Genomic DNA, 17,835 nt, shown 5'->3' on the forward strand with positions numbered 1-17,835 from the left:
GGCGCGGCCACGCTGGCCGCCGACAGGGTGCTGGTGTTCTAGAGTCTGTCTGGCGCAGATAGAAGCGCCAGACAGACTCTAGGGGTGCCTGCGAAGGACCTGGCGCTTGTGGTGCCGCCAGAAATTCCGAAAGCTGCCAGCCTCAGCGCGCTGCAAGGGCACGCAGCAAAAAATGCCGGTCGCCATCGTTGGCCAGCGCCTCTGCCGCCTCTGCCGCCCCCATCCAGACCGCGCGATGGCCGGGCTCGCTCGGAAGCCCCAGGCGGCGGGTGGGGCGGGCGAGGTAGATGGTGCACAGCTTTTCCGCCCAGCGGTCATATTCCGGCATATAGGCAAAACGGCGGAACGCGCCGATCCGGCGCGGCGCTGCGATGCCCCAGCCGGTTTCCTCGAAGACCTCGCGGTGCAGCGCCCGAAGCGCGCTTTCGCCGGCGTCAATGCCGCCTCCGGGAAGCTGGAATTCTGGCCGCGGCGCGTTCTGGTGGGTAAGCAAGACGCTGTTGCCCAGCAAGAGCACCGCATAGGCACCCGCGCGCAGACTGTAGCTTTGCCCCCGCAGCACCGGCGCGCCAAATCTGCGGATCATGCATTTCCCCTTGGCAGCGCCACCCCGGCCCCCATATAGGCCCGGTATGCCAGCCGCACGGCTGCAAGGAAACCCCCGAGGCCTCGCTTATGAGCACGCATTCACTGACCAATTGGGATGATACCGTCCTGCCATTCCAGCTTGACCACGCCGATGTGCGCGGCCGCGTGGCGCGCCTTGACGGGGTGTTGCAGCAGGTGCTGGCGCAACACGCCTACCCGCCCGCCATCGAGGCGCTGGTGGCTGAGGCGGTGCTGTTGACCGCGCTCATCGGCCAGACGATCAAACTTCGCTGGAAGCTCAGCCTGCAAATCCGCGGCAAGGGGCCGATTCGCATCATCGCCACCGATTATTTCGGCCCCGGTGCCAGGGGCGAACCCGCGCGGATTCGCGGCTGGGCGAGCTTTGATGCCGAAAGGCTCGATCCCGCGGCAGACCCCTTCAGCCAGATCGGCGAGGGCTATTTCGCCGTGCTGATCGACCAGGGCGAAGGTGGCCAGCCCTACCAGGGCATCACATCGCTTGCCGGTGGCTCGCTCGCCGCCTGTGCCGAGGCCTATTTTGCGCAGTCCGAGCAACTGGCCACCCGCTTTGCGCTGTCTTTCGGGCAGTCGCAGCTACCCGGGCAGGGGCTGCGCTGGCGCGCCGGTGGGGTGATGGTGCAGCACATGCCCGAAGCCTCGCCCTTCGTGACCATGCCCGAAGACAAGGCGCTGCACGAAAGCGAGCCGGGCGAAAACTGGTCGCGCGTGGGCTTCCTTCTCGATACCGTCGAGGCGCTGGAGCTGATCGGCCCAACCGTGGCACCGACGGATCTTCTGCTGCGGCTGTTTCATGAGGAGCGGCCGCGCGTGTTCCCGGCGCAACCGGTGCAGTTTGGCTGCACCTGCGCGCCCGACAAGGTGCGCCAGACGCTTTCCATCTATTCCGCCAAGGACATCCGCACGATGACCACACCCGAAGGCATGGTGACCGCCGATTGCCAGTTTTGCGGCGCGCATTACCAGTTCAAACCGGCCTCGCTGGGGTTCGAGGCGACCGAGGCCCCGGATGGCTCGCCCTTGCCGGGGGCGGCACATGGCTGATGCCTTCGCCCCGCTGCGCGCCGCTTTGGCGCGGCCGGGGCGGCCATCATCGGATTTCGATCTGAACCCCGGCACGGTTCTGCCCGAGGGGCGGTTGCTGCGCCCGGCCGGGGTGCTGATCGGAATTCAGGAGGCAAGGGGCGGGCTGAGCGTACTTCTGACCAAACGCGCCTCGCATCTGCGAAACCACCCCGGCCAGATCGCCTTTCCGGGCGGCAAGGTTGATGCGACCGATGCCGATGCCGCCGCCGCGGCGCTGCGCGAGGCGGAGGAGGAAGTGGGCCTGCCGCAAGCCAATGTAGAGCTGATAGGCACCATGGCGGCGCATGAAACGGTGACCGGTTTCCTGATCACCCCGGTCGTCGGGCGGATCGTGGCCCCTTTCACGTCGCGCCCCGAGGCGGGCGAGGTGGAAGAGGTCTTCTCTATCCCGCTGGCGCATTTTTCCGATCAGGCCAACTTTCACGTTGAGGCGCGGCGCTGGCGCGGGCAGTTGCGGCGCTATTATGTCGTGCCCTATGGGCCGTATTATGTCTGGGGCGCAACTGCGCGGATCTTGCGGGCGCTGGCGGACAGGATGGCGGGATGATGCGGATTTCGGGCGATTGGCTGGCAGAGCCGGGGCTGCAAGCGGTGCTGGCGATGCTGGCGGCGGGTGGCCACCGCGCGCTGCTGGTCGGCGGCGCGGTGCGCAACGCGCTTCTGGGCCAGGCGGTCGCCGACATCGACATTGCCACCGACGCGCGGCCCGAGCGGGTGCAGGAACTGGCCGAGGCGGCGGGCATGCGCGCGGTGCCAACCGGCATCGAGCACGGAACCATCACCGTTGTCGTTCAGGGCGTGGGCCATGAGGTCACGACATTCCGCCGCGATATCGAAACCTTTGGCCGCCATGCCGTGGTCGGCTATGCCGATACGATTGAAGAAGATGCGGCCCGGCGTGATTTTACCATGAACGCGCTTTACGCTGATGCAGAGGGCCATGTGCTCGACCCGCTGGGCGAGGGCTTGGCCGACCTCGCCGCCCGGCGGGTGCGCTTTGTCGGCGCGCCGGATGATCGCATCCGCGAAGATTTCCTGCGCATCCTGCGGTTCTTCCGCTTCACCGCCTGGTATGGAAGGCCCGAGGCTGGCCCGGATGCAGACGCGCTCGCGGCTTGCGCCGAACACGCCCAAGGTGTGGCCAGCCTTTCGCGCGAAAGGGTGGGGGCCGAGATGCGCAAGCTTCTCGCGGCACCCGACCCCGCGCCCGCCATGGCCGCGATGCAGGCGGCGGGGGTGCTGGCACAGGTGCTGCCGGGGGCCGATGCGCGCGCGCTCGGTGTGCTTGTGCATCTCGAAGCGGGGGCCGCGCCCGATTGGCTGCGGCGGCTTGGGGTGCTTGGCGGCGAAGGCCTTGCAAAGGCGCTGCGCCTTTCGCGGGCCGACGCGCGCGCACTCATGGCGTTGCAGGCGGCGGTGGCGGGCGGCGAAGCGGCGGCGGTGATCGGTTATCGGTTCGGCACCGATGTCGGGGCAAACGCGATGCTGGTGCGCGCGGCACTGGAGGGTGCCGCCCCGCCTGAAGACTGGCAAGCCGAAATCGCCCGCGGCACCGCCGCGCGGTTTCCGCTCAAGGCCGCAGATTTCGCGCCAGGCCTGAGCGGTGCCGCACTTGGTGCGCGGATGAAAGAGCTTGAGGCACGTTGGCTGGCTTCGGGCTTTGCGCTTAGCCGCGCCGAGCTTCTGGGCTGAACAGGGCGGGTTTCACCCGCCGCGCCGGCGGCCTATATGGGTGCGATGAGCACGCGCGCCCGCAAACCGATGATTGATGCCTTCCGCCCCGCCGAAGGCGACCCGCCTCAGCGGTTGTTGCCGTTTTTGCGCTGGTCGCTCAAGGGTGCCTGGCCCGCGCTCTGGGTTTCGGGCGTGCTTTCCGCTGCGGCGGGTGCGCTTGAAATCGTCTCGGCGCTACTTCTTGGTTGGGTGATCGACGCCGCTCTGGCTTCCGAACCGGGCCGGATATTTACCGATAACTGGCCGCTTATCGCCGCGTTTGCAGGCTTTTATCTGGTGCTTCGGCCGCTGGTTTTCGGGCTGTCGTCGTTATCCGCCAACGTCGTAGTCGCACCAAACGTGCTGCCGCTCGTGCTTTCGCGCCTGCATCGCTGGACCATGGGCCACGCCGTCACGTTTTTTGACAACGACTTCGCCGGCCGCATCGCGCAAAAACAGATGCAGACGGCGCGGGCGGTAACCGATGTTGCCACCGAAATCATCAACACGGTGCTGTTCGCGCTTGCCTCGATCATCGGCTCGGCGCTGTTCCTGCTGGCAATCGACAGTTGGGCAGCGCTGGCGCTCAGCCTCTGGCTCGTCGCCTACCTCGGGCTGATTCGCTGGTTCTTGCCTCGGGTGCGGGGACGCTCGGCAGCGCGCGCCTCGGCGCGGGCAATGGTGACCGGGCAGGTGGTCGATACCATCACCAACATCAAGACGGTCAAGCTTTTTGCCAGCGCGGCACATGAAGACCGCGCGGCGCTCAGGGCAATGGCGGGCTTTCGCGAACGCGCGCTTGATTTTGGCGTGGTCTCGGCGTGGTTCCGACTGGCGCTGATGACACTGGCCGGGGCGCTGCCGGTGCTGCTCGTCGGCGGCACCTTGCTGCTTTGGCAAAGGGGCGGGGCGAGCGCGGGCGACATTGCCGCTGCGGGTGCCATTTCCATTCGCATCGCGCAGATGACCGGCTGGGTCAGCATGTCGCTGATGGGCATCTGGGGCTCGGTTGGCGAGGTCGAGGACGGCATGCACACCCTGACCCCGCCGCACAGCCTGACCGACGCGCCCGGCGCAATCGAACTTGGGCGCGCAGCGGGCGAGGTGCGCTTTGAAGGCGTGCGCTTTGCCTACGGTGCCACGCAAGGCGGGATCGACGGTATCGACCTGACGATCCGCCCGGGCGAGCGGTTGGGCATCGTCGGTGCATCGGGGGCCGGAAAATCGACTCTCGTGGCGCTGCTGCTGCGGCTTTACGATACCGAGGCGGGCCGGGTGCTGATCGACGGCGAGGATATTCGCGGCGTCACGCAAGAAAGCCTGCGCCGCCAGATCGGCATGGTCACGCAAGAAACCGCGATGTTCAACCGAAGCGCGCGCGAGAACATTCTCTACGGCCGCCCCGAAGCCACCGAAGCCGAGGTAGAGGCCGCCGCACGCGCTGCCGAAGCGCATGAATTCATTCTCGGGCTTCAGGATCACCGTGGCAATCGCGGCTACGATGCGGCGCTGGGTGAACGCGGGGTGAAGCTTTCGGGTGGCCAGCGCCAGCGCATAGCACTGGCTCGCGCCTTTCTGAAGGACGCGCCAATTCTGGTTCTGGACGAGGCAACAAGTGCGCTCGACAGCGAGGTTGAGGCGGCAATTCAGGATGCGCTGGTGCGGGTGATGCAGGGCAAGACCGTGCTCGCCATCGCCCACCGGCTTTCGACAATTGCGCAGATGGACCGGATCGTGGTGCTTGACGAGGGGCGCATTGTCGAGGCAGGCAGCCATGCTGAACTGCTGGCGCGCGGCGGCCTTTACGCGCGCTACTGGAGCCGCCAGTCCGGCGGCTTCATCGGCACCGACGAGGCGGTGCCGGCATGAGCGGGCCTGACCTCGAAATGATCACGCCAAAAGCGTTCGGGCAAAGTCTGCGCGGGGTCGGGGTCAATCTTCTGTGTCGCGACGTGCCGGGGATGGCGGCGTTTCTGGCGCAGGTCTTCGGACTTTCGGCGCACCGCGTCAGCGCCGATTTCGCGATCGTCTCGCATGCCGGAGTGATGCTGCAACTGCACGCCGATGCGACCTTTGCCAGCCATCCGCTGCATGCGCTGCTGCCCGAGGCCGGGCCGCGCGGTGCCGGGGTGCAGCTTTACCTGTTCGGCATCGACCCGGACGCTGCCGCTGCGCGTGCCGAGGCGGCGGGCGGCATGGTGCTGGAACCGCCATCCGACAAACCGCACGGGCTGCGCGAGGCGACGATACTGGCGCCAGAGGGGCAGGCGTTTTCGCCAGCAGTGCTGTGCGCATGAGGCTTCGCATCGACCGGCTCGGGCATCTGGGCGATGCGGTGGCAGCCGGGCCTGATGGCCCGGTCTATGTGCCGCGCGCGCTGCCCGGCGAACTGGTCGAGGGCGAGGTTGCGGCGGGCCGGATGGAAGCGCCGAAGATCCTTGTCCCCAGCCCCGACCGCGTGCTCCCACCCTGCCCGCACTACCGATCCTGCGGCGGCTGCGCGCTGCAACACGCCTCTGACGCCTTCGTGGCGGGGTGGAAGGCCGATGTGCTGCGCACGGCGCTTGCCGGGCAGGGCCTCGGCGCGCCGATCCGCGCCGTGCATACTTCGCCCGCCGCGACGCGCCGCCGCGCCACATTGGCGGGGCGGCGAACCAAAAGCGGGGCGATCGTGGGTTTTCACGCCCGCGCCTCGGGCACGCTGGCCGAGGTGCCGGACTGCGCGGTGCTGCGCCCTGAACTGCTGGCGGCGCTGCCCGCGCTACGCGAGGCAACCGTTTTGGGTGCCAGCCGCAAGGGCGAGATTGCCTTTGCGCTCAGCCAGTCCGATGCCGGGCTCGATGTTGCGGCCTTGGGCGGCAAACAGGCCGACGCTGCGCTTCTCGAAGCTCTCGCCAGGTTGGCCGAGCGGCACGACCTTGCGCGGTTAAGCTGGAACGGCGCGCCGGTGGCAAGCCGCCGTCCGGCGCAGCAGAGCTTTGGCGCGGCGCGGGTCACCCCGCCCCCCGGCGCGTTCTTGCAGGCGACCCGCGAGGGTGAGGCGGCGCTGCTTGCGGGTGTGCGCGAGGCAGTTGGCGGCGCGGCGCGGCTTGCAGACCTGTTCGCCGGTTGCGGCACCTTTGCGCTGCCACTTGCCTCTGCGGCCGAAGTGCACGCGGTCGAGGGGGATGGGGCAATGGTGGCGTCACTTCTTGCGGGCGCGCGCAGTGCCGCATGCTTGAAGCGGGTTACTGCCGAAGCGCGCGACCTTTTTCGCCGTCCGCTTTTGTCCGAGGAACTGGCGCGTTATGCGGCGGTTGTGCTCGATCCGCCGCGCGCCGGGGCTGAGGCGCAGGTGGCCATGCTCGCCGCCTCGGCGGTGCCGGTCATTGCCTATGTCTCGTGCAACCCGGTCACCTTTGCGCGCGATGCGCGGCAGCTTGCGGCGGCGGGCTATGTGATCGACTGGCTCGACGTGATCGACCAGTTCCGATGGTCGCCGCATGTGGAACTGGTGGCGCGCCTGGTGCGGCCCGCACCGAGGCGCCAAGGCGGAATTCTGCCACCAGCGCTCCGACCATGGCACGGAGCGGCATTTCTGACGCTAGGCAAAAGCCCCGTTTTCAGGTATTGGTCCGCGCAACAAGCGCGAAGCGCGCGGCAGTAACGGGCAGTCTCATGCACTCACGCCGATCTCTCCTTGGTCTTTCTCTGGCCTCGCTTCTGGTAGCGCGCGGCGCGGGCGCGCAGGTGTCGAAGTTTCGCAGCTACGATGGCCCGCCGGTCTCCCAGCTTCAGGTCTTCAAGACCGATCGGAAGCTCTACCTGATCAGCGGCGAGAAGGTGCTGAAGACCTACCGCATTGCGCTGAGCGGCAACGAAAAGGGCCACAAGCGCTGGGAAGGCGACGGGCGCACGCCCGAAGGCACCTACATGATCGACTTTCGCAACCCCAGCAGCGCCTTTCACCTTTCGCTCAGGATTTCCTATCCCAATGCGCGCGACGTAGCCGAAGCCAAGGCACTGGGGCGCAAGCCGGGGGGCGATATCTTCATTCATGGTGGCGGCGGCACCACGTTTCTGCCCTGGCTGCGCCGCGACTGGACCGCGGGCTGCATCGCCGTGAAAGATCGCGAGATCGAGGAAATCTACGCGATGGTGCAGCTTGGCACGCCGATTTTCATCTTTGCCTGAGCGCTACGGGGCCTAGCCGCCGGTCACCAGGGTCCACCAGATCTTGCCGCTCGGTTCCTGATACCAGGCAAAGCCGAGATCGCGCGCTGCCGGGTTCAGGACCACGTCGCGGGTGTCCGGCACCGCCATCCATGCCGACAGGGTTTCGGTTTCGGTCTCATAGGTCTCCGAGATGTTCTCGCCCAGCACCCGGCCCGCATAGCCCGCGCGCTGCCCACGGTCGAGCGGCGACGAGCCATCGGAACCAAAGTGCCAGGGCCGGTTCTGCACCGCCATGTCGCGCGAATGGGTGGCGGCGGCGGCGTTGAGTTCGGGGCTGAGTGCAAGCGCACCCACGCCGCCCGCCGCCCGCAACGCATTGACGCTGTCGAGTATTCCGAAAGTGATGCGCGAAGTATCCGAGGCGCTGATCTTGTAAAGCTGCGGCAGCGGCTTGCCATCGGGGCCAAGCGCTGGCGGTTCGGCGGCGCAAGCGGTCAGCGCCAGTACCGACAGCAACAGCAGAGCTTTGGAGAAGTTCATCAGCGATACCCATGCAAATTCAGGGCGCAGCTTTAGCGCGTCGGCGCGCCAAGGGCAAACGCAACTCTGCGTGAAACCGCCGAGTGACGGGAGTTTGATTTGCGCCCGGCGGATTGTCGCAATATGTAGCGCCAAGACGCCCGGTGTGTTTTCGCCGCGGCAGACCGGAGTTGACAGATGTCCACGAAACCTTTCACCAGCCCCAGCCGCCGCGCCTTTCTGGGCGGTGCGGCATTGGTTGGCGCGGGGCTTGCCGCGCCGGCGCTCGCGCAGACCACGTTTGATGCGGGCGAGGTACACGAAGATAATGCCTACACCAACGTGCGCCGCAATATCTCGTCGTTCCGCACGCTCGACTGGCAGCCGTACTTCTCCAATACGAAGAAGGGCGCGATACTGGTGGATATCACCTCGCGCGCCCTGCATTTCTGGTCCGAGGATCTGAGCGTCTACAAGCTTTTCCCAACCTCGGTGCCGGTCAGCGAGGATCTTACCCGGAAGGGTCGCTCCGAAGTGGTCCGCAAGGTGGTGGGGCCGACATGGTCGCCGACCCCGGCGATGAAGATCCGCAACCCGGAATGGCCCGATTTCGTGCCCGCCGGGCCCGATAATCCGCTTGGAACCCACGCGCTCTACCTGAGCTGGCAATACTATCGAATTCACGGCACCCATGACACCCGCAAGATCGGGCGCAAGTCTTCGAACGGCTGTATCGGGCTATATAACGAGCATATCGCGCAGCTTTTTGAGCTTACGCGGAACGGCACGCAGGTTCTGCTGATCTGACGCAGGCGATGATGGCGCGCAATAACACGCGTGTCATCCTTGCCAAGCCTTTGCCATATATAGATAATATTTGCGGCATTAAGCTTTTGGCAAGCATTTCGCCGCGCCGCCGGGGGCGGTTCAGCCGAGCCAGCCGGTCAGGTTTTCCGTCACCACCTCCATGAGCGCGGCAATGTGGGCCGCGTCGTCGTTGAGGCAGGGAATATAGGTGAAGCTTTCACCTCCCGCCGCCTCGAAGGCATGGAGGATTTCGCCGTTGATCTCTTCCAGCGTTTCGATGCAGTCGGCGGCGAAAGCGGGCGAGATTACCGCGATGTTTTTCTTGCCCTCCCGCGCCAGCGCCGCAACATGCTTGACCGTGTAGGGCTTCAGCCATTCCTCGCGCCCGAACACCGACTGAAAGCTGGTGTCGATGCTGCCCGCCGCCCAGCCGAGCCGCTCGCGCAAGAGCCGCGAGGTCTTCTGGCACTGGCAATGGTAGGGGTCGCCCTCGGTCAGGTAGCGCTGGGGCATGCCGTGGTAGGAAGCGACCAGAACATCGGGCCGCGCCGCCAGCCCCGCATAGGCGCGTTCGACCGACTGCGCCAGCGCGTCGATGTAGCTTGGCCGGTCGAAATACTCGGCCACGACCCGCGCGGCTGGCTGCCGCTTGATCCGCATCAACGCCTTGAAAAACGCGTCGTTGGCGGTCGCCGAGGTGGCCCCGGCATAGTGCGGGTATAGCGGGAAGAAGAGGATTTTCTCGCAGCCATCGGCCACCATCCGCTCGACCACCGACCGGGTCGAAGGATTGCCGTAGCGCATGCAGAATTCAACCTGCACAGCCTCGCCCCAGTTTGCCTCGGCAGCGGCGCGGAGTTTGGCCACCTGCTGCCTGGTGATCGTCATCAACGGGCTTTCGTTGGCCTCGTTGTTCCAGATGAGCCGGTAATTGGCACCCGAAGTGAATGGCCGCTTGCTGAGGATGATGAGCTGCAGCAGCGGTTGCCACTTCCAGTTAGGGATGTCGATCACCCGCTTGTCGGAAAGAAACTCGTTCAGGTAGCGCCGCATCGACCAGTAGTCGGTGGCATCCGGCGTGCCGAGGTTGGCAAAAAGCACGCCGATTCTGGCAGGCTTCACCGCAGGGTGATCGGCCGGTGCATGGGCAAGGCGGCCATCGCCGGGGCGGATCGAGGCATTGGTCATCGCGGTCCCTTTCGCTTTGCCCCCAGATAGCGGTTCGGGCGCAGCCGTCAATCTTTGCGGGTTGGAATTGCCGCCAGAACGGCGGCAAGGCTGTGTGTGGCCGAGCCGGGGCGCAGCGGCTTTTGCTGGCTTTCGTGCGGTGCCCAGCCGGTCAGGTAGATCATCTCGAAACTGGCGGTGATGCGGCCCATGCCATCGCCGAAGGCTTCGCCATAAAGCTGGCCCGCCTTGGCGAAGAGCGCGCGCGGTGTCGGGGTTCGGCGGCGCGCGGCAAGCGCATTGGCTTCGCCCATGGCGCGCAGGTCGGCCATCAGCTGCCCCAGATCGCGGTAACTTACCGGGCGCGCTGCCATATCGGCCACTGGCAAGGCAAAGCCAGCCCTTTGCAGCAACCCGCCAAGGTCGCGGATCTCGCCCATCGGCAGCACCCTTGGGGAAAGGCCGCCGGTCAGCCGCGCCTCGGCATCGGCAAGAACGCTGCGCAATTCGGCCAGCGTCTGGCCGCCGAACATCACCGCCAGCATCAGCCCATCGGGGGCGAGCGCGCGGCGGCATTGCACCAGTTGGCCGACCGGGTCGTTTGCCCAGTGCAGCGCCAGCGCGTGGATCACCAGATCATGCGCGCCGGGGGCAAGATCAAGCAGTTCGTCATCTGGCACGATCTTTGCCTGCGGCAGAATTTTCGCCCATGGCCCGGCAAAACCGGTCACCACGGCAGGTGCCGTAAACCTTCTGTTAACCTCGTTGAGCCTTTCCTCGATCTCGGCGGCAGCATCTTCGTGCAGGAACAGCGCGGGGCCGAAGGCCGCTGCGCGGGCGCGGTTTCGTAGCAAGGCGATGCGGTCGGTGAGGGGGGGCGGCGTGGTCATGGGGCGCAACTTTACGGGGCTTCGGCGCGGGATGCTAGGGGCGCTGCACCTGATGTTTCCGCCCCGCTGCATTGCCTGCGGCGATCTGGTGAGCACCGATTTCGGCCTCTGCGCCGCCTGCTGGCGCGACACCCCCTTTGCTACCGGGCTGGTGTGCGACAAATGCGGCGTCCCGCTGCCGGGCGAAGATGAGGGCAGGGCGGAGTTCTGCGACGATTGCCTGACCCTGGCGCGGCCATGGAAAAGGGGGCGCGCGGCGCTGGTGTACAACGGGGCCGCGCGGCGCATGGTGCTGGCATTCAAGCATGGCGACAGGCTTGACCTCTTGCGGCCTTTGGCGGGCTGGATGAACCGGGCGGCTGCACCGATTCTTGAACCCGGAATGCTGGTGGTGCCGGTGCCGTTGCACCGGCTGCGGCTCTTGAAGCGGCGCTACAACCAATCGGTGCTGCTGGCGGCGGCGCTGGCCCGCGCGGCGGCGCTTGACCACGCGCCAGACCTGTTGCTGCGCACCCGCGCCACGGCAAGCCAGGAGGGGCTGCACCGCGACGACCGTTTTGCCAATCTGGCGGGTGCGGTGCGGGTGAACCCGCGCCGGGAGGCGGTGCTTGCCGGGCGCGCGGTGCTTTTGGTCGATGACGTGATGACCTCGGGCGCGACCTTCGCCGCCTGTGCCGATGCCTGCCTTGCCGCGGGGGCAAAAAACGTTTCGGTGCTGGCTCTGGCGCGCGTTGCGAAGGATGCCTAAATCCCGCATAGTCGCAGCCGAGAGAAGGATTTTACCCATGCCGCGCGTCGAGATCTATACCACCCGTTCCTGCCCCTATTGCCTTGCCGCGAAAGCGCTTCTGACCCGCAAGGGCGTGAAGTTCGAGGAAACCGATGTGGGCGCGGACCCCTCGCTGCGGATGGCGATGACCCAGCGCGCGGGCGGGCGGCGGACGGTGCCGCAAATCTTCATCGGCGGCAAGCATGTGGGCGGTTGCGATGATATCCATGCGCTTGACCACCTCGGCAGGCTTGATGCGCTCTTGGCAGGCTAGGCCATGCGGGCGGCGCTGATCCAGCTTTCGGTTACCGACGACTGGGCGGTGAACCTGCCGGTGACGCTGGGCTTGGTGCGGCAGGCGGTGGCGGCGGGGGCGGGCTTTGTGCTTACGCCCGAGGCGACGAACCTGCTCAGCTCTGACCGTGCCCATCAGCGCGCCGTGTTGCACCCCGAGGCCAGCGACCCGACGCTGGCGGCGCTGCGGGCCGAGGCGGCGCGGGCGGGGGTGTGGCTGCTGATCGGCTCGCTGGCGCTGAAAACCGACGATGCCGATGGCCGCTTTGCCAACCGCTGCTTTCTGATCGGGCCGGATGGCAGCATCGCGGCGCGCTATGACAAGATCCATATGTTCGACGTGGAGGTGAGCGAAACCGAGCGTTACCGCGAATCCGAGGGCTATCGGCCCGGTGCGCGGGCGGTGCTGGCCGCCACGCCTTTTGCGCGGCTTGGCCTTTCGGTCTGCTATGACCTGCGCTTTCCCTATCTTTACCGCGCCCTCGCGCATGCCGGGGCGGAGGTGCTGACCGTTCCCGCCGCCTTCAACGACACCACCGGTGCCGCGCATTGGGAGCCCTTGCTGCGGGCGCGGGCGATTGAAAACGGTGCCTATGTGCTGGCACCCGCGCAATGCGGCAGCCACGCCGCCCATGCCGGCCGTCCGCGCCGCACCCATGGCCACAGCCTTGCCGTGGCACCCTGGGGCGAGGTGTTGGCAGACGGCGGCATCGAACCGGGCGTGAGCCTCGTCACGCTCGATCTGGCCGAGGTGGCACGCGCCCGCGCGCGGGTGCCATCGCTTTCGCACGACCGCCCCTTTGCGGGGCCGACGCCGTGACCGATGCCACCGATACCCTTGCCGCCGCGCTTTTTTCGGAAGTCTTCATGACCGATCAGCTGGCGCGCCACCGGGTTTCGCGGGCGTTGCCCAAGGGCATGGAGATTTCGCATTTCTCGGTGCTGAACCACCTTGCCCACAGCCCCGAAGAGCGAACCCCGGCGCAACTTGCCGCCACCTTTCATGTTACCCGTGGCGCGATGACCAATACCCTGGCCAAGCTCGAATGGGCGGGGCATGTGCACATCCGCCCCGATTGGGACGATGCGCGGCGAAAGTTCGTGTCGATCAGCCCGGCGGGTCGGGCCGCGCGTGACACCGCGGTTGCGGCTTTCATGCCGGTCATTGCCGATCTGGTGCGCGGCATCGGCCCGGAGAGGGTGCGCGCCATGCTTCCGGTTCTGCGCGAACTGCGCGCCCGGCTGGAAGGGGCGCTCTGACGCCAGCGCGTCAGATGAGCGCGGCGTGGCGCATGGCGGCGTCGATTGCGGCCTTGGTGCCATCAAGCAGCGTGGTCAGCGGCAGCCGCACCGTCTCGCCGCAAAGCCCGAGCCTGGAGAGCGCGTATTTCGCCCCGGCAAGCCCCGGCTCGATGAAAATTGCGCTATGCAGCGGCATGAGCCTATCCTGATACTCCAGCGCCTTGGCGTAGTCGCCAGCCAGCATCGCCACCTGAAACTCGGAACAAAGCCGTGGTGCCACATTGGCGGTAACCGAAATGCAGCCAACCCCGCCTTGCGCATTGAAACCAAGCGCCGTTGCATCTTCGCCCGAAATCTGGATGAAATCTGCGCCGCAGGTCTGGCGTTGCTTGCTGACCCGTTCGATCTTGCCGGTTGCGTCCTTCACCCCGACGATGCGCGGCAGTTTGGCCAGCACGCCCATGGTTTCCGGGCTCATGTCGATCACCGAGCGGCCGGGGATGTTGTAGATGATGATCGGCAGCGTGCAGGCATCATGCAGGGCGGTGTAATGCGCAATCAACCCGCGCTGCGTGGGCTTGTTGTAATAGGGCGTTACCACCAGCGCCGCATCGGCCCCCACATCCTGCATCTCGCGGATCAGCGCGACCGCGTGGGCGGTGGCGTTTGAACCCGCTCCGGCGATCACCGGAATCCGCCCGGCGGCGGCTTTCACCACCTCGGTCACCACCTGCACATGCTCGCCGTGGCTGAGCGTCGGGCTTTCGCCGGTGGTGCCGCAGGGCACCAGCGCGTGGCTGCCCTCGGCGATGTGCCATTCCACCAGCTTCCTGAGCGCGTCCAGATCCAGTGCGCCGCTCGCGGTGAACGGTGTGACCAGTGCAGGGATCGACCCTTTGAACATGACGCGCTCCTTTCGTTTTCGGTGGATTCGCCGGTGCAAATCGGCGCGGACCCTAGCCGAGCCGCGCGCGCTTGCCAAGTTTGTGTCTTGCGCCAAGGCCGCTTGGCAGGCAGGAAGGGTGAAAACCAACCGAGCCGAGGCACATGTTTGCACGAAACTGGTATTTTGCCGCCCTATTCGCCCTGACCGCGCTTTTCACCGGGCTGCCGCGCCCGTCGCTGGCCGAAGATACCGAGGCGCTTGCCCGCGCCATGGCCGCGATCGAGGCGAAAGACTGGGTGACTGCACTCGCCGAAGGTGCGGCGGCAGGCGCGCTTTCCCGCGATATCGTCGAATGGCACCGGCTGCGCGCGGGCGAGGGCAGGTTTGCCGAGTTTGCCGCCTTTGCCGCGCGCCGCGCCGACTGGCCGGGAATGCCGCTGTTGCGCAAGGCAGGCGAGGCGAAACTTGCCGAGGCCTCGGCCGCCGAGGTGCGCGCCTGGTTTGCGCCGCTTGCGCCGCAAACCGGGGCCGGGGCGCTGGCGCTGGTTGCGGCGGGCGGCGATGCGGGCGAGGCGGTGCGCGCCTGGCGCAACCTGAGCCTGACCGAGGCCGAGCAGGCGGCGTTTCTGGCCGCGCATGGCCCGGTGCTGGCCGACCATCACGGCGGGCGCATGCAGATGTTGCTTGACCGTGGGCTGATCGAGCAGGCGCGCGCCATGCTTGATCTGGTCAGCGCCAACACCCGCGCGGTGGCCGCAGCCCGGATCGCGCTGCAAGCCGATGCAAACGGCGTCGATGCGTTGATCGCGGCGGTGCCGCCTGCGATGGCGGGCTCGGCAGGGCTGGCGCGCGACCGTGCCGCCTGGCGGCTGCGAAAGGGCAACCCGGATGGGGCGGCAGAGCTGATGCTTGAACGTTCCGGCAGCGCCGAGGCACTTGGCTCGCCCGAGCTTTGGGCCGCGATGCGGGCCCGGCTGGTGCGCGATGATCTGCGCGCGGGCAACTTCAGCCGCGCCTACCGGCTTGCCTCGCGCAACCGGATGAGCACCGGCAGCGCCTATGCCGATCTGGAATGGCTGGCGGGCTATGCCGCGCTGAAGCTGGGCGATGCGCCTGCGGCGCTTGGGCATTTCAAGGCGTTTGAGGCGGCGGTGAAAAGCCCGATCAGCATGGGGCGCGCCGGCTATTGGCAGGGCCGCGCCCATGAGGCGGCGGGCAATGCCGAAGCCGCGCGCGCGGCCTATGCCATGGCGGCGCGCTACCAGACCTCGTACTACGGGCTTCTGGCCGCCGAGCGCGCCGGGCTGCCGCCCGACCCGGCACTTGCCGGGACCGCGCCGCTGCCGGACTGGCGCAATGCCGCCTTTACCGGATCGTCGGTGTTTCAGGCGGCGGTGCTTTTGCGCGCGGCGGGGGCTGGCACGCTGGCCAAGCGGTTCTTCCTGCACCTTGGCGAAAGCCTGAGCGATGATGACCTTGCGCGGCTGGCGCGGCTGGCGCTTGATTGGAACGATGCGCATCTTGCGCTGGTCATTGCCAAGGCCGCCGCCGACCGCGGCACCGAGCTGGTGCCTGCCTATTACCCGCTTTCGGGGATGGAAAAGCTCGACCTCGGAATTCCGCCCGAATTGCTGCTGGCCATCACCCGGCGCGAAAGCGAGTTCAACCCCGCGGTCATTTCCAGCGCCGGGGCGCGCGGGCTGATGCAGGTGATGCCCAACACCGGGCGCGAGACCGCCGCGAAGATCGGCCAGCCGTTTTCGCTCGACCGGCTGCTGAGCGATGGCGAATACAACTCGCGCCTCGCCTCGGCCTATATCGCCGGGTTAAGGGCCGAGTTCGGCCCGGCGCTGGCGCTGGTGGCTTCGGGCTATAATGCCGGGCCGGGGCGGCCGCGCCGCTGGATGGGCGAGCGCGGCGATCCGCGGCAGGCATCGGTCGATGTCATCGACTGGGTCGAGATGATCCCCTTCGAGGAAACCCGCAATTACGTCATGCGGGTATCGGAAAGCGTTGCGGTGTATCGCGCGCGGCTGAGCGGCGTTTCGGCACCGGTGAAGCTGACCGACATGCTCAATGGGCGCTGATCCGGGTCAGGCCTTTTGCGCCGCAATGCGCGAACGCCAGAGCGTGAACAGCCCCGCCCCGACCACCACAACCGCGCCCACCGCCACCTCGGGCTTCAGCACTTCGTCGAACACGGTGATGCCGAGCACCGCGATGAACACCAGTTGCAGATAGGCGAAGGGCTGAATCGCGCTTGCCTCGGCGGCCTCATAGGCCTTGATGAGCAGCCAGTGCGCGGTGATCGCGGTCAGGCACAGGAGGCCCATCCAGGCCCAGTCTGGCCGCGCCATCGGCTCCCAGAACCAGATGCCGACCGCGGTTGCCGCCAGCGCCCCCACGGTTCCGGTCCAGAAGAACGATACCGCCGCACTGTCCTTGCGCGCCACATAGCGGGTGAGCAAGCCGTAAAGCGCGAACATGAAAGCCGCGCCGAGCGGGATCAGCGCGGCGGGCGAAAACACCTTTACCCCCGGTTGCAGGATGATCAGCACCCCGGCAAAGCCGATGCCGATTGCGCTCCAGCGCCGCCAGCCGACCCTTTCGCCCAGAACCGGGCCGGAAAGCGCTGCCACCAGCAGCGGATAGCAGATGAAGATCGCGTGGGTTTCCACCAGACCCAGAATGACGAAGGCTTGCACCGTCACCAGCACTTCGAAGATCAGCAAGAGCGCGCGCAGCGCTTGCAGCCACGGCTGGCGGCTGAACGCGGCGGCGCGCAGGCCGCCCGGTTGCCGCGCCGCGAGCGCGACCACGAAGAGCGCAAAGAACCAGTAGCGGATCATCACCACCATGTAGACGTTGTATTCCCCCGCGAGATGGCGCGAGATGCCGTCTTGCAGCGAGAAGATCACCGTCGCGCCGATCATCATCGCCACGCCCTTGCGGGTGCTTTGCGGGGTCATGCAGGGGTCTCCAACTGGCCTGCGGTCATATGTCGCTTCAGGCCATGCCCGGCACGCCGCGTAACCGCAAACCCCGCTGCCTGCAAGGCGCGCCGCACATGGCCTGCGGCGGTGTAGGTGGCAAAGGTTCCGCCCGGCACGGTGTGCCGCGCCACCTCGGCCATCAGCGCCTCGGACCAGAGTTCGGGGTTGCGGGCGGGCGAGAAGCCATCGAGAAACCACGCATCGGCGCGCCCCTGCCAGCCCGGCAGGGTTTCGCGCGCGTCCCCCTCGATGACCTCGACCGCCAATGCGCCAAGGTTGAAACGCCTTGCGCCACTGGCCCAGGCGGCAAGGAAAGGCGCGGCCACCGCCAGCGCCTCGGGAAAGGCGGCGAGCGCGCGGGCGATGTCTGCGCTGGCCAGCGGATAGGCCTCGAAGCTGGTAAACTGCACCGGGCCGGGGCAGGTGCCCGCGCTTGCAAGCGCCAGTGCCAGCATGTTCAGCCCGGTACCGAAGCCGAGTTCCGCCACCACGAAGCCGGGGCGAAGCCGGGCCGGAAGGCCGTTGCCCGCCAGAAACACATGCCGGCTTTCCGCGAGGCCGTTCTGGAGGCTGAAATAGGGGTCGTCAAAGCGCCGCGACACCGGCAGATCGCCGGCCCGCCATTCAAGCCCGCTCTGGTCCTGGTCCTGCATTCGGTTTACCCCTCGCGGCGCGACAGTGGCGAAG

20 protein-coding genes are annotated in these 17,835 nt (G+C 67.0%); 13 read left to right on the forward strand and 7 right to left on the reverse strand.

Annotated features, from left to right (window positions below; genetic code table 11):
- Window positions 1–142 precede the first annotated feature (142 nt).
- Window positions 143–586 carry an NUDIX hydrolase gene (locus tag Q8J98_RS10265; RefSeq protein ID WP_305294256.1) on the reverse strand — a complete coding sequence of 148 codons (444 nt, stop codon included), beginning with the start codon at window positions 584–586 and terminating at the stop codon, window positions 143–145.
- An 89-nt stretch (window positions 587–675) separates the two neighbouring features.
- Between Q8J98_RS10265 and Q8J98_RS10270 the strand changes: the two genes are divergently transcribed.
- The 7 genes from Q8J98_RS10270 to Q8J98_RS10300 are packed head-to-tail and all read left to right on the forward strand — an operon-like array spanning window position 676 to window position 7,599.
- Window positions 676–1,671 carry an Hsp33 family molecular chaperone HslO gene (locus Q8J98_RS10270; RefSeq protein ID WP_305294257.1) on the forward strand — a complete coding sequence of 332 codons (996 nt, stop codon included), beginning with the start codon at window positions 676–678 and terminating at the stop codon, window positions 1,669–1,671.
- A complete protein-coding gene (locus Q8J98_RS10275) occupies window positions 1,664–2,260 on the forward strand; it encodes a CoA pyrophosphatase (RefSeq protein WP_305294258.1) in 597 nt (198 codons plus the stop codon). The genes Q8J98_RS10270 and Q8J98_RS10275 overlap by 8 nt, the downstream gene beginning before the upstream one ends.
- The gene (locus Q8J98_RS10280) at window positions 2,260–3,405 is read left to right on the forward strand and encodes a CCA tRNA nucleotidyltransferase (protein WP_305294358.1); all 1,146 of its coding nucleotides are present in this window, start codon (window positions 2,260–2,262) and stop codon (window positions 3,403–3,405) included. Before Q8J98_RS10275 ends, Q8J98_RS10280 begins: the two co-directional genes overlap by 1 nt.
- A gap of 45 nt (window positions 3,406–3,450) precedes the next feature.
- Window positions 3,451–5,295: an ABC transporter ATP-binding protein gene (locus tag Q8J98_RS10285; RefSeq protein WP_305294259.1), complete on the forward strand. Its 1,845-nt coding sequence runs from the start codon at window positions 3,451–3,453 to the stop codon at window positions 5,293–5,295.
- Window positions 5,292–5,723, forward strand: a complete 432-nt coding sequence (locus tag Q8J98_RS10290) for a VOC family protein (protein WP_305184788.1) — start codon at window positions 5,292–5,294, stop codon at window positions 5,721–5,723. The genes Q8J98_RS10285 and Q8J98_RS10290 overlap by 4 nt, the downstream gene beginning before the upstream one ends.
- Window positions 5,720–7,072: a class I SAM-dependent RNA methyltransferase gene (locus tag Q8J98_RS10295; protein ID WP_305294260.1), complete on the forward strand. Its 1,353-nt coding sequence runs from the start codon at window positions 5,720–5,722 to the stop codon at window positions 7,070–7,072. Before Q8J98_RS10290 ends, Q8J98_RS10295 begins: the two co-directional genes overlap by 4 nt.
- Window positions 7,073–7,083: 11 nt before the next feature.
- The gene (locus Q8J98_RS10300; protein ID WP_305294261.1) at window positions 7,084–7,599 is read left to right on the forward strand and encodes a murein L,D-transpeptidase family protein; all 516 of its coding nucleotides are present in this window, start codon (window positions 7,084–7,086) and stop codon (window positions 7,597–7,599) included.
- Between the two features lie 12 nt (window positions 7,600–7,611).
- Here Q8J98_RS10300 and Q8J98_RS10305 read toward each other — a convergent pair whose 3' ends face one another.
- Window positions 7,612–8,121 carry a CAP domain-containing protein gene (locus Q8J98_RS10305; RefSeq protein ID WP_305184791.1) on the reverse strand — a complete coding sequence of 170 codons (510 nt, stop codon included), beginning with the start codon at window positions 8,119–8,121 and terminating at the stop codon, window positions 7,612–7,614.
- A 177-nt stretch (window positions 8,122–8,298) separates the two neighbouring features.
- Here Q8J98_RS10305 and Q8J98_RS10310 point away from each other — a divergent pair, with 177 nt between their 5' ends.
- Complete coding sequence (locus Q8J98_RS10310) at window positions 8,299–8,907, forward strand: L,D-transpeptidase (protein ID WP_305294262.1); 609 nt, start codon at window positions 8,299–8,301, stop codon at window positions 8,905–8,907.
- A 120-nt stretch (window positions 8,908–9,027) separates the two neighbouring features.
- On the opposite strand, the gene hemH is transcribed toward Q8J98_RS10310, so the two are convergent.
- Both hemH and Q8J98_RS10320 read right to left on the reverse strand, forming a co-directional pair.
- Window positions 9,028–10,095, reverse strand: a complete 1,068-nt coding sequence (hemH, locus tag Q8J98_RS10315) for a ferrochelatase (RefSeq protein ID WP_305294263.1) — start codon at window positions 10,093–10,095, stop codon at window positions 9,028–9,030.
- 47 nt (window positions 10,096–10,142) lie between these two features.
- Complete coding sequence (locus Q8J98_RS10320) at window positions 10,143–10,964, reverse strand: SAM-dependent methyltransferase (RefSeq protein WP_305294266.1); 822 nt, start codon at window positions 10,962–10,964, stop codon at window positions 10,143–10,145.
- Window positions 10,965–11,016: 52 nt separating this feature from the next.
- Here Q8J98_RS10320 and Q8J98_RS10325 point away from each other — a divergent pair, with 52 nt between their 5' ends.
- Genes Q8J98_RS10325 through Q8J98_RS10340 form a run of 4 tightly spaced genes read left to right on the forward strand, consistent with a single transcriptional unit; the run spans window position 11,017 to window position 13,287 of the window.
- Window positions 11,017–11,712 (forward strand): double zinc ribbon domain-containing protein, encoded by a 696-nt coding sequence (locus Q8J98_RS10325; protein ID WP_305294267.1) that lies wholly within the window; start codon window positions 11,017–11,019, stop codon window positions 11,710–11,712.
- Between the two features lie 37 nt (window positions 11,713–11,749).
- Complete coding sequence (gene grxC / locus Q8J98_RS10330) at window positions 11,750–12,007, forward strand: glutaredoxin 3 (RefSeq protein WP_305294268.1); 258 nt, start codon at window positions 11,750–11,752, stop codon at window positions 12,005–12,007.
- 3 nt (window positions 12,008–12,010) lie between these two features.
- The gene (locus tag Q8J98_RS10335; RefSeq protein WP_305294269.1) at window positions 12,011–12,847 is read left to right on the forward strand and encodes a carbon-nitrogen hydrolase family protein; all 837 of its coding nucleotides are present in this window, start codon (window positions 12,011–12,013) and stop codon (window positions 12,845–12,847) included.
- A gap of 47 nt (window positions 12,848–12,894) precedes the next feature.
- Window positions 12,895–13,287, forward strand: coding sequence for a MarR family winged helix-turn-helix transcriptional regulator (locus tag Q8J98_RS10340; protein WP_370868000.1), 393 nt, complete (start codon window positions 12,895–12,897; stop codon window positions 13,285–13,287).
- 10 nt (window positions 13,288–13,297) lie between these two features.
- On the opposite strand, the gene dapA is transcribed toward Q8J98_RS10340, so the two are convergent.
- Window positions 13,298–14,173, reverse strand: coding sequence for a 4-hydroxy-tetrahydrodipicolinate synthase (dapA, locus tag Q8J98_RS10345; protein WP_305294272.1), 876 nt, complete (start codon window positions 14,171–14,173; stop codon window positions 13,298–13,300).
- A gap of 143 nt (window positions 14,174–14,316) precedes the next feature.
- Here dapA and Q8J98_RS10350 point away from each other — a divergent pair, with 143 nt between their 5' ends.
- Window positions 14,317–16,242 carry a lytic transglycosylase domain-containing protein gene (locus tag Q8J98_RS10350; RefSeq protein ID WP_305294273.1) on the forward strand — a complete coding sequence of 642 codons (1,926 nt, stop codon included), beginning with the start codon at window positions 14,317–14,319 and terminating at the stop codon, window positions 16,240–16,242.
- 6 nt (window positions 16,243–16,248) lie between these two features.
- Here Q8J98_RS10350 and Q8J98_RS10355 read toward each other — a convergent pair whose 3' ends face one another.
- Together Q8J98_RS10355 and mnmD are read right to left on the reverse strand one after the other, a co-directional pair.
- Window positions 16,249–17,124 (reverse strand): DMT family transporter, encoded by an 876-nt coding sequence (locus Q8J98_RS10355; protein WP_305294274.1) that lies wholly within the window; start codon window positions 17,122–17,124, stop codon window positions 16,249–16,251.
- Window positions 17,121–17,801 (reverse strand): tRNA (5-methylaminomethyl-2-thiouridine)(34)-methyltransferase MnmD, encoded by a 681-nt coding sequence (gene mnmD, locus Q8J98_RS10360; protein WP_305294275.1) that lies wholly within the window; start codon window positions 17,799–17,801, stop codon window positions 17,121–17,123. The genes Q8J98_RS10355 and mnmD overlap by 4 nt, the downstream gene beginning before the upstream one ends.
- Window positions 17,802–17,835: the final 34 nt, after the last annotated feature.

Origin of the sequence: Phaeovulum sp., from assembly GCF_030684035.1 — a bacterium.
Lineage (GTDB): Bacteria > Pseudomonadota > Alphaproteobacteria > Rhodobacterales > Rhodobacteraceae > UBA6213.

What these genes read in the sequence shown, in the direction of transcription:
- Q8J98_RS10265 (WP_305294256.1), bottom strand. Translation starts at nt 586, where the DNA reads ATGATCCGCAGATTTGGCGCGCCGGTGCTGCGGGGGCAAAGCTACAGT.
- Q8J98_RS10270 (WP_305294257.1), top strand. Translation starts at nt 676, where the DNA reads ATGAGCACGCATTCACTGACCAATTGGGATGATACCGTCCTGCCATTC.
- Q8J98_RS10275 (WP_305294258.1), top strand. Translation starts at nt 1,664, where the DNA reads ATGGCTGATGCCTTCGCCCCGCTGCGCGCCGCTTTGGCGCGGCCGGGG.
- Q8J98_RS10280 (WP_305294358.1), top strand. Translation starts at nt 2,260, where the DNA reads ATGCGGATTTCGGGCGATTGGCTGGCAGAGCCGGGGCTGCAAGCGGTG.
- Q8J98_RS10285 (WP_305294259.1), top strand. Translation starts at nt 3,451, where the DNA reads ATGAGCACGCGCGCCCGCAAACCGATGATTGATGCCTTCCGCCCCGCC.
- Q8J98_RS10290 (WP_305184788.1), top strand. Translation starts at nt 5,292, where the DNA reads ATGAGCGGGCCTGACCTCGAAATGATCACGCCAAAAGCGTTCGGGCAA.
- Q8J98_RS10295 (WP_305294260.1), top strand. Translation starts at nt 5,720, where the DNA reads ATGAGGCTTCGCATCGACCGGCTCGGGCATCTGGGCGATGCGGTGGCA.
- Q8J98_RS10300 (WP_305294261.1), top strand. Translation starts at nt 7,084, where the DNA reads ATGCACTCACGCCGATCTCTCCTTGGTCTTTCTCTGGCCTCGCTTCTG.
- Q8J98_RS10305 (WP_305184791.1), bottom strand. Translation starts at nt 8,121, where the DNA reads ATGAACTTCTCCAAAGCTCTGCTGTTGCTGTCGGTACTGGCGCTGACC.
- Q8J98_RS10310 (WP_305294262.1), top strand. Translation starts at nt 8,299, where the DNA reads ATGTCCACGAAACCTTTCACCAGCCCCAGCCGCCGCGCCTTTCTGGGC.
- hemH (WP_305294263.1), bottom strand. Translation starts at nt 10,095, where the DNA reads ATGACCAATGCCTCGATCCGCCCCGGCGATGGCCGCCTTGCCCATGCA.
- Q8J98_RS10320 (WP_305294266.1), bottom strand. Translation starts at nt 10,964, where the DNA reads ATGACCACGCCGCCCCCCCTCACCGACCGCATCGCCTTGCTACGAAAC.
- Q8J98_RS10325 (WP_305294267.1), top strand. Translation starts at nt 11,017, where the DNA reads ATGTTTCCGCCCCGCTGCATTGCCTGCGGCGATCTGGTGAGCACCGAT.
- grxC (WP_305294268.1), top strand. Translation starts at nt 11,750, where the DNA reads ATGCCGCGCGTCGAGATCTATACCACCCGTTCCTGCCCCTATTGCCTT.
- Q8J98_RS10335 (WP_305294269.1), top strand. Translation starts at nt 12,011, where the DNA reads ATGCGGGCGGCGCTGATCCAGCTTTCGGTTACCGACGACTGGGCGGTG.
- Q8J98_RS10340 (WP_370868000.1), top strand. Translation starts at nt 12,895, where the DNA reads ATGACCGATCAGCTGGCGCGCCACCGGGTTTCGCGGGCGTTGCCCAAG.
- dapA (WP_305294272.1), bottom strand. Translation starts at nt 14,173, where the DNA reads ATGTTCAAAGGGTCGATCCCTGCACTGGTCACACCGTTCACCGCGAGC.
- Q8J98_RS10350 (WP_305294273.1), top strand. Translation starts at nt 14,317, where the DNA reads ATGTTTGCACGAAACTGGTATTTTGCCGCCCTATTCGCCCTGACCGCG.
- Q8J98_RS10355 (WP_305294274.1), bottom strand. Translation starts at nt 17,124, where the DNA reads ATGACCCCGCAAAGCACCCGCAAGGGCGTGGCGATGATGATCGGCGCG.
- mnmD (WP_305294275.1), bottom strand. Translation starts at nt 17,801, where the DNA reads ATGCAGGACCAGGACCAGAGCGGGCTTGAATGGCGGGCCGGCGATCTG.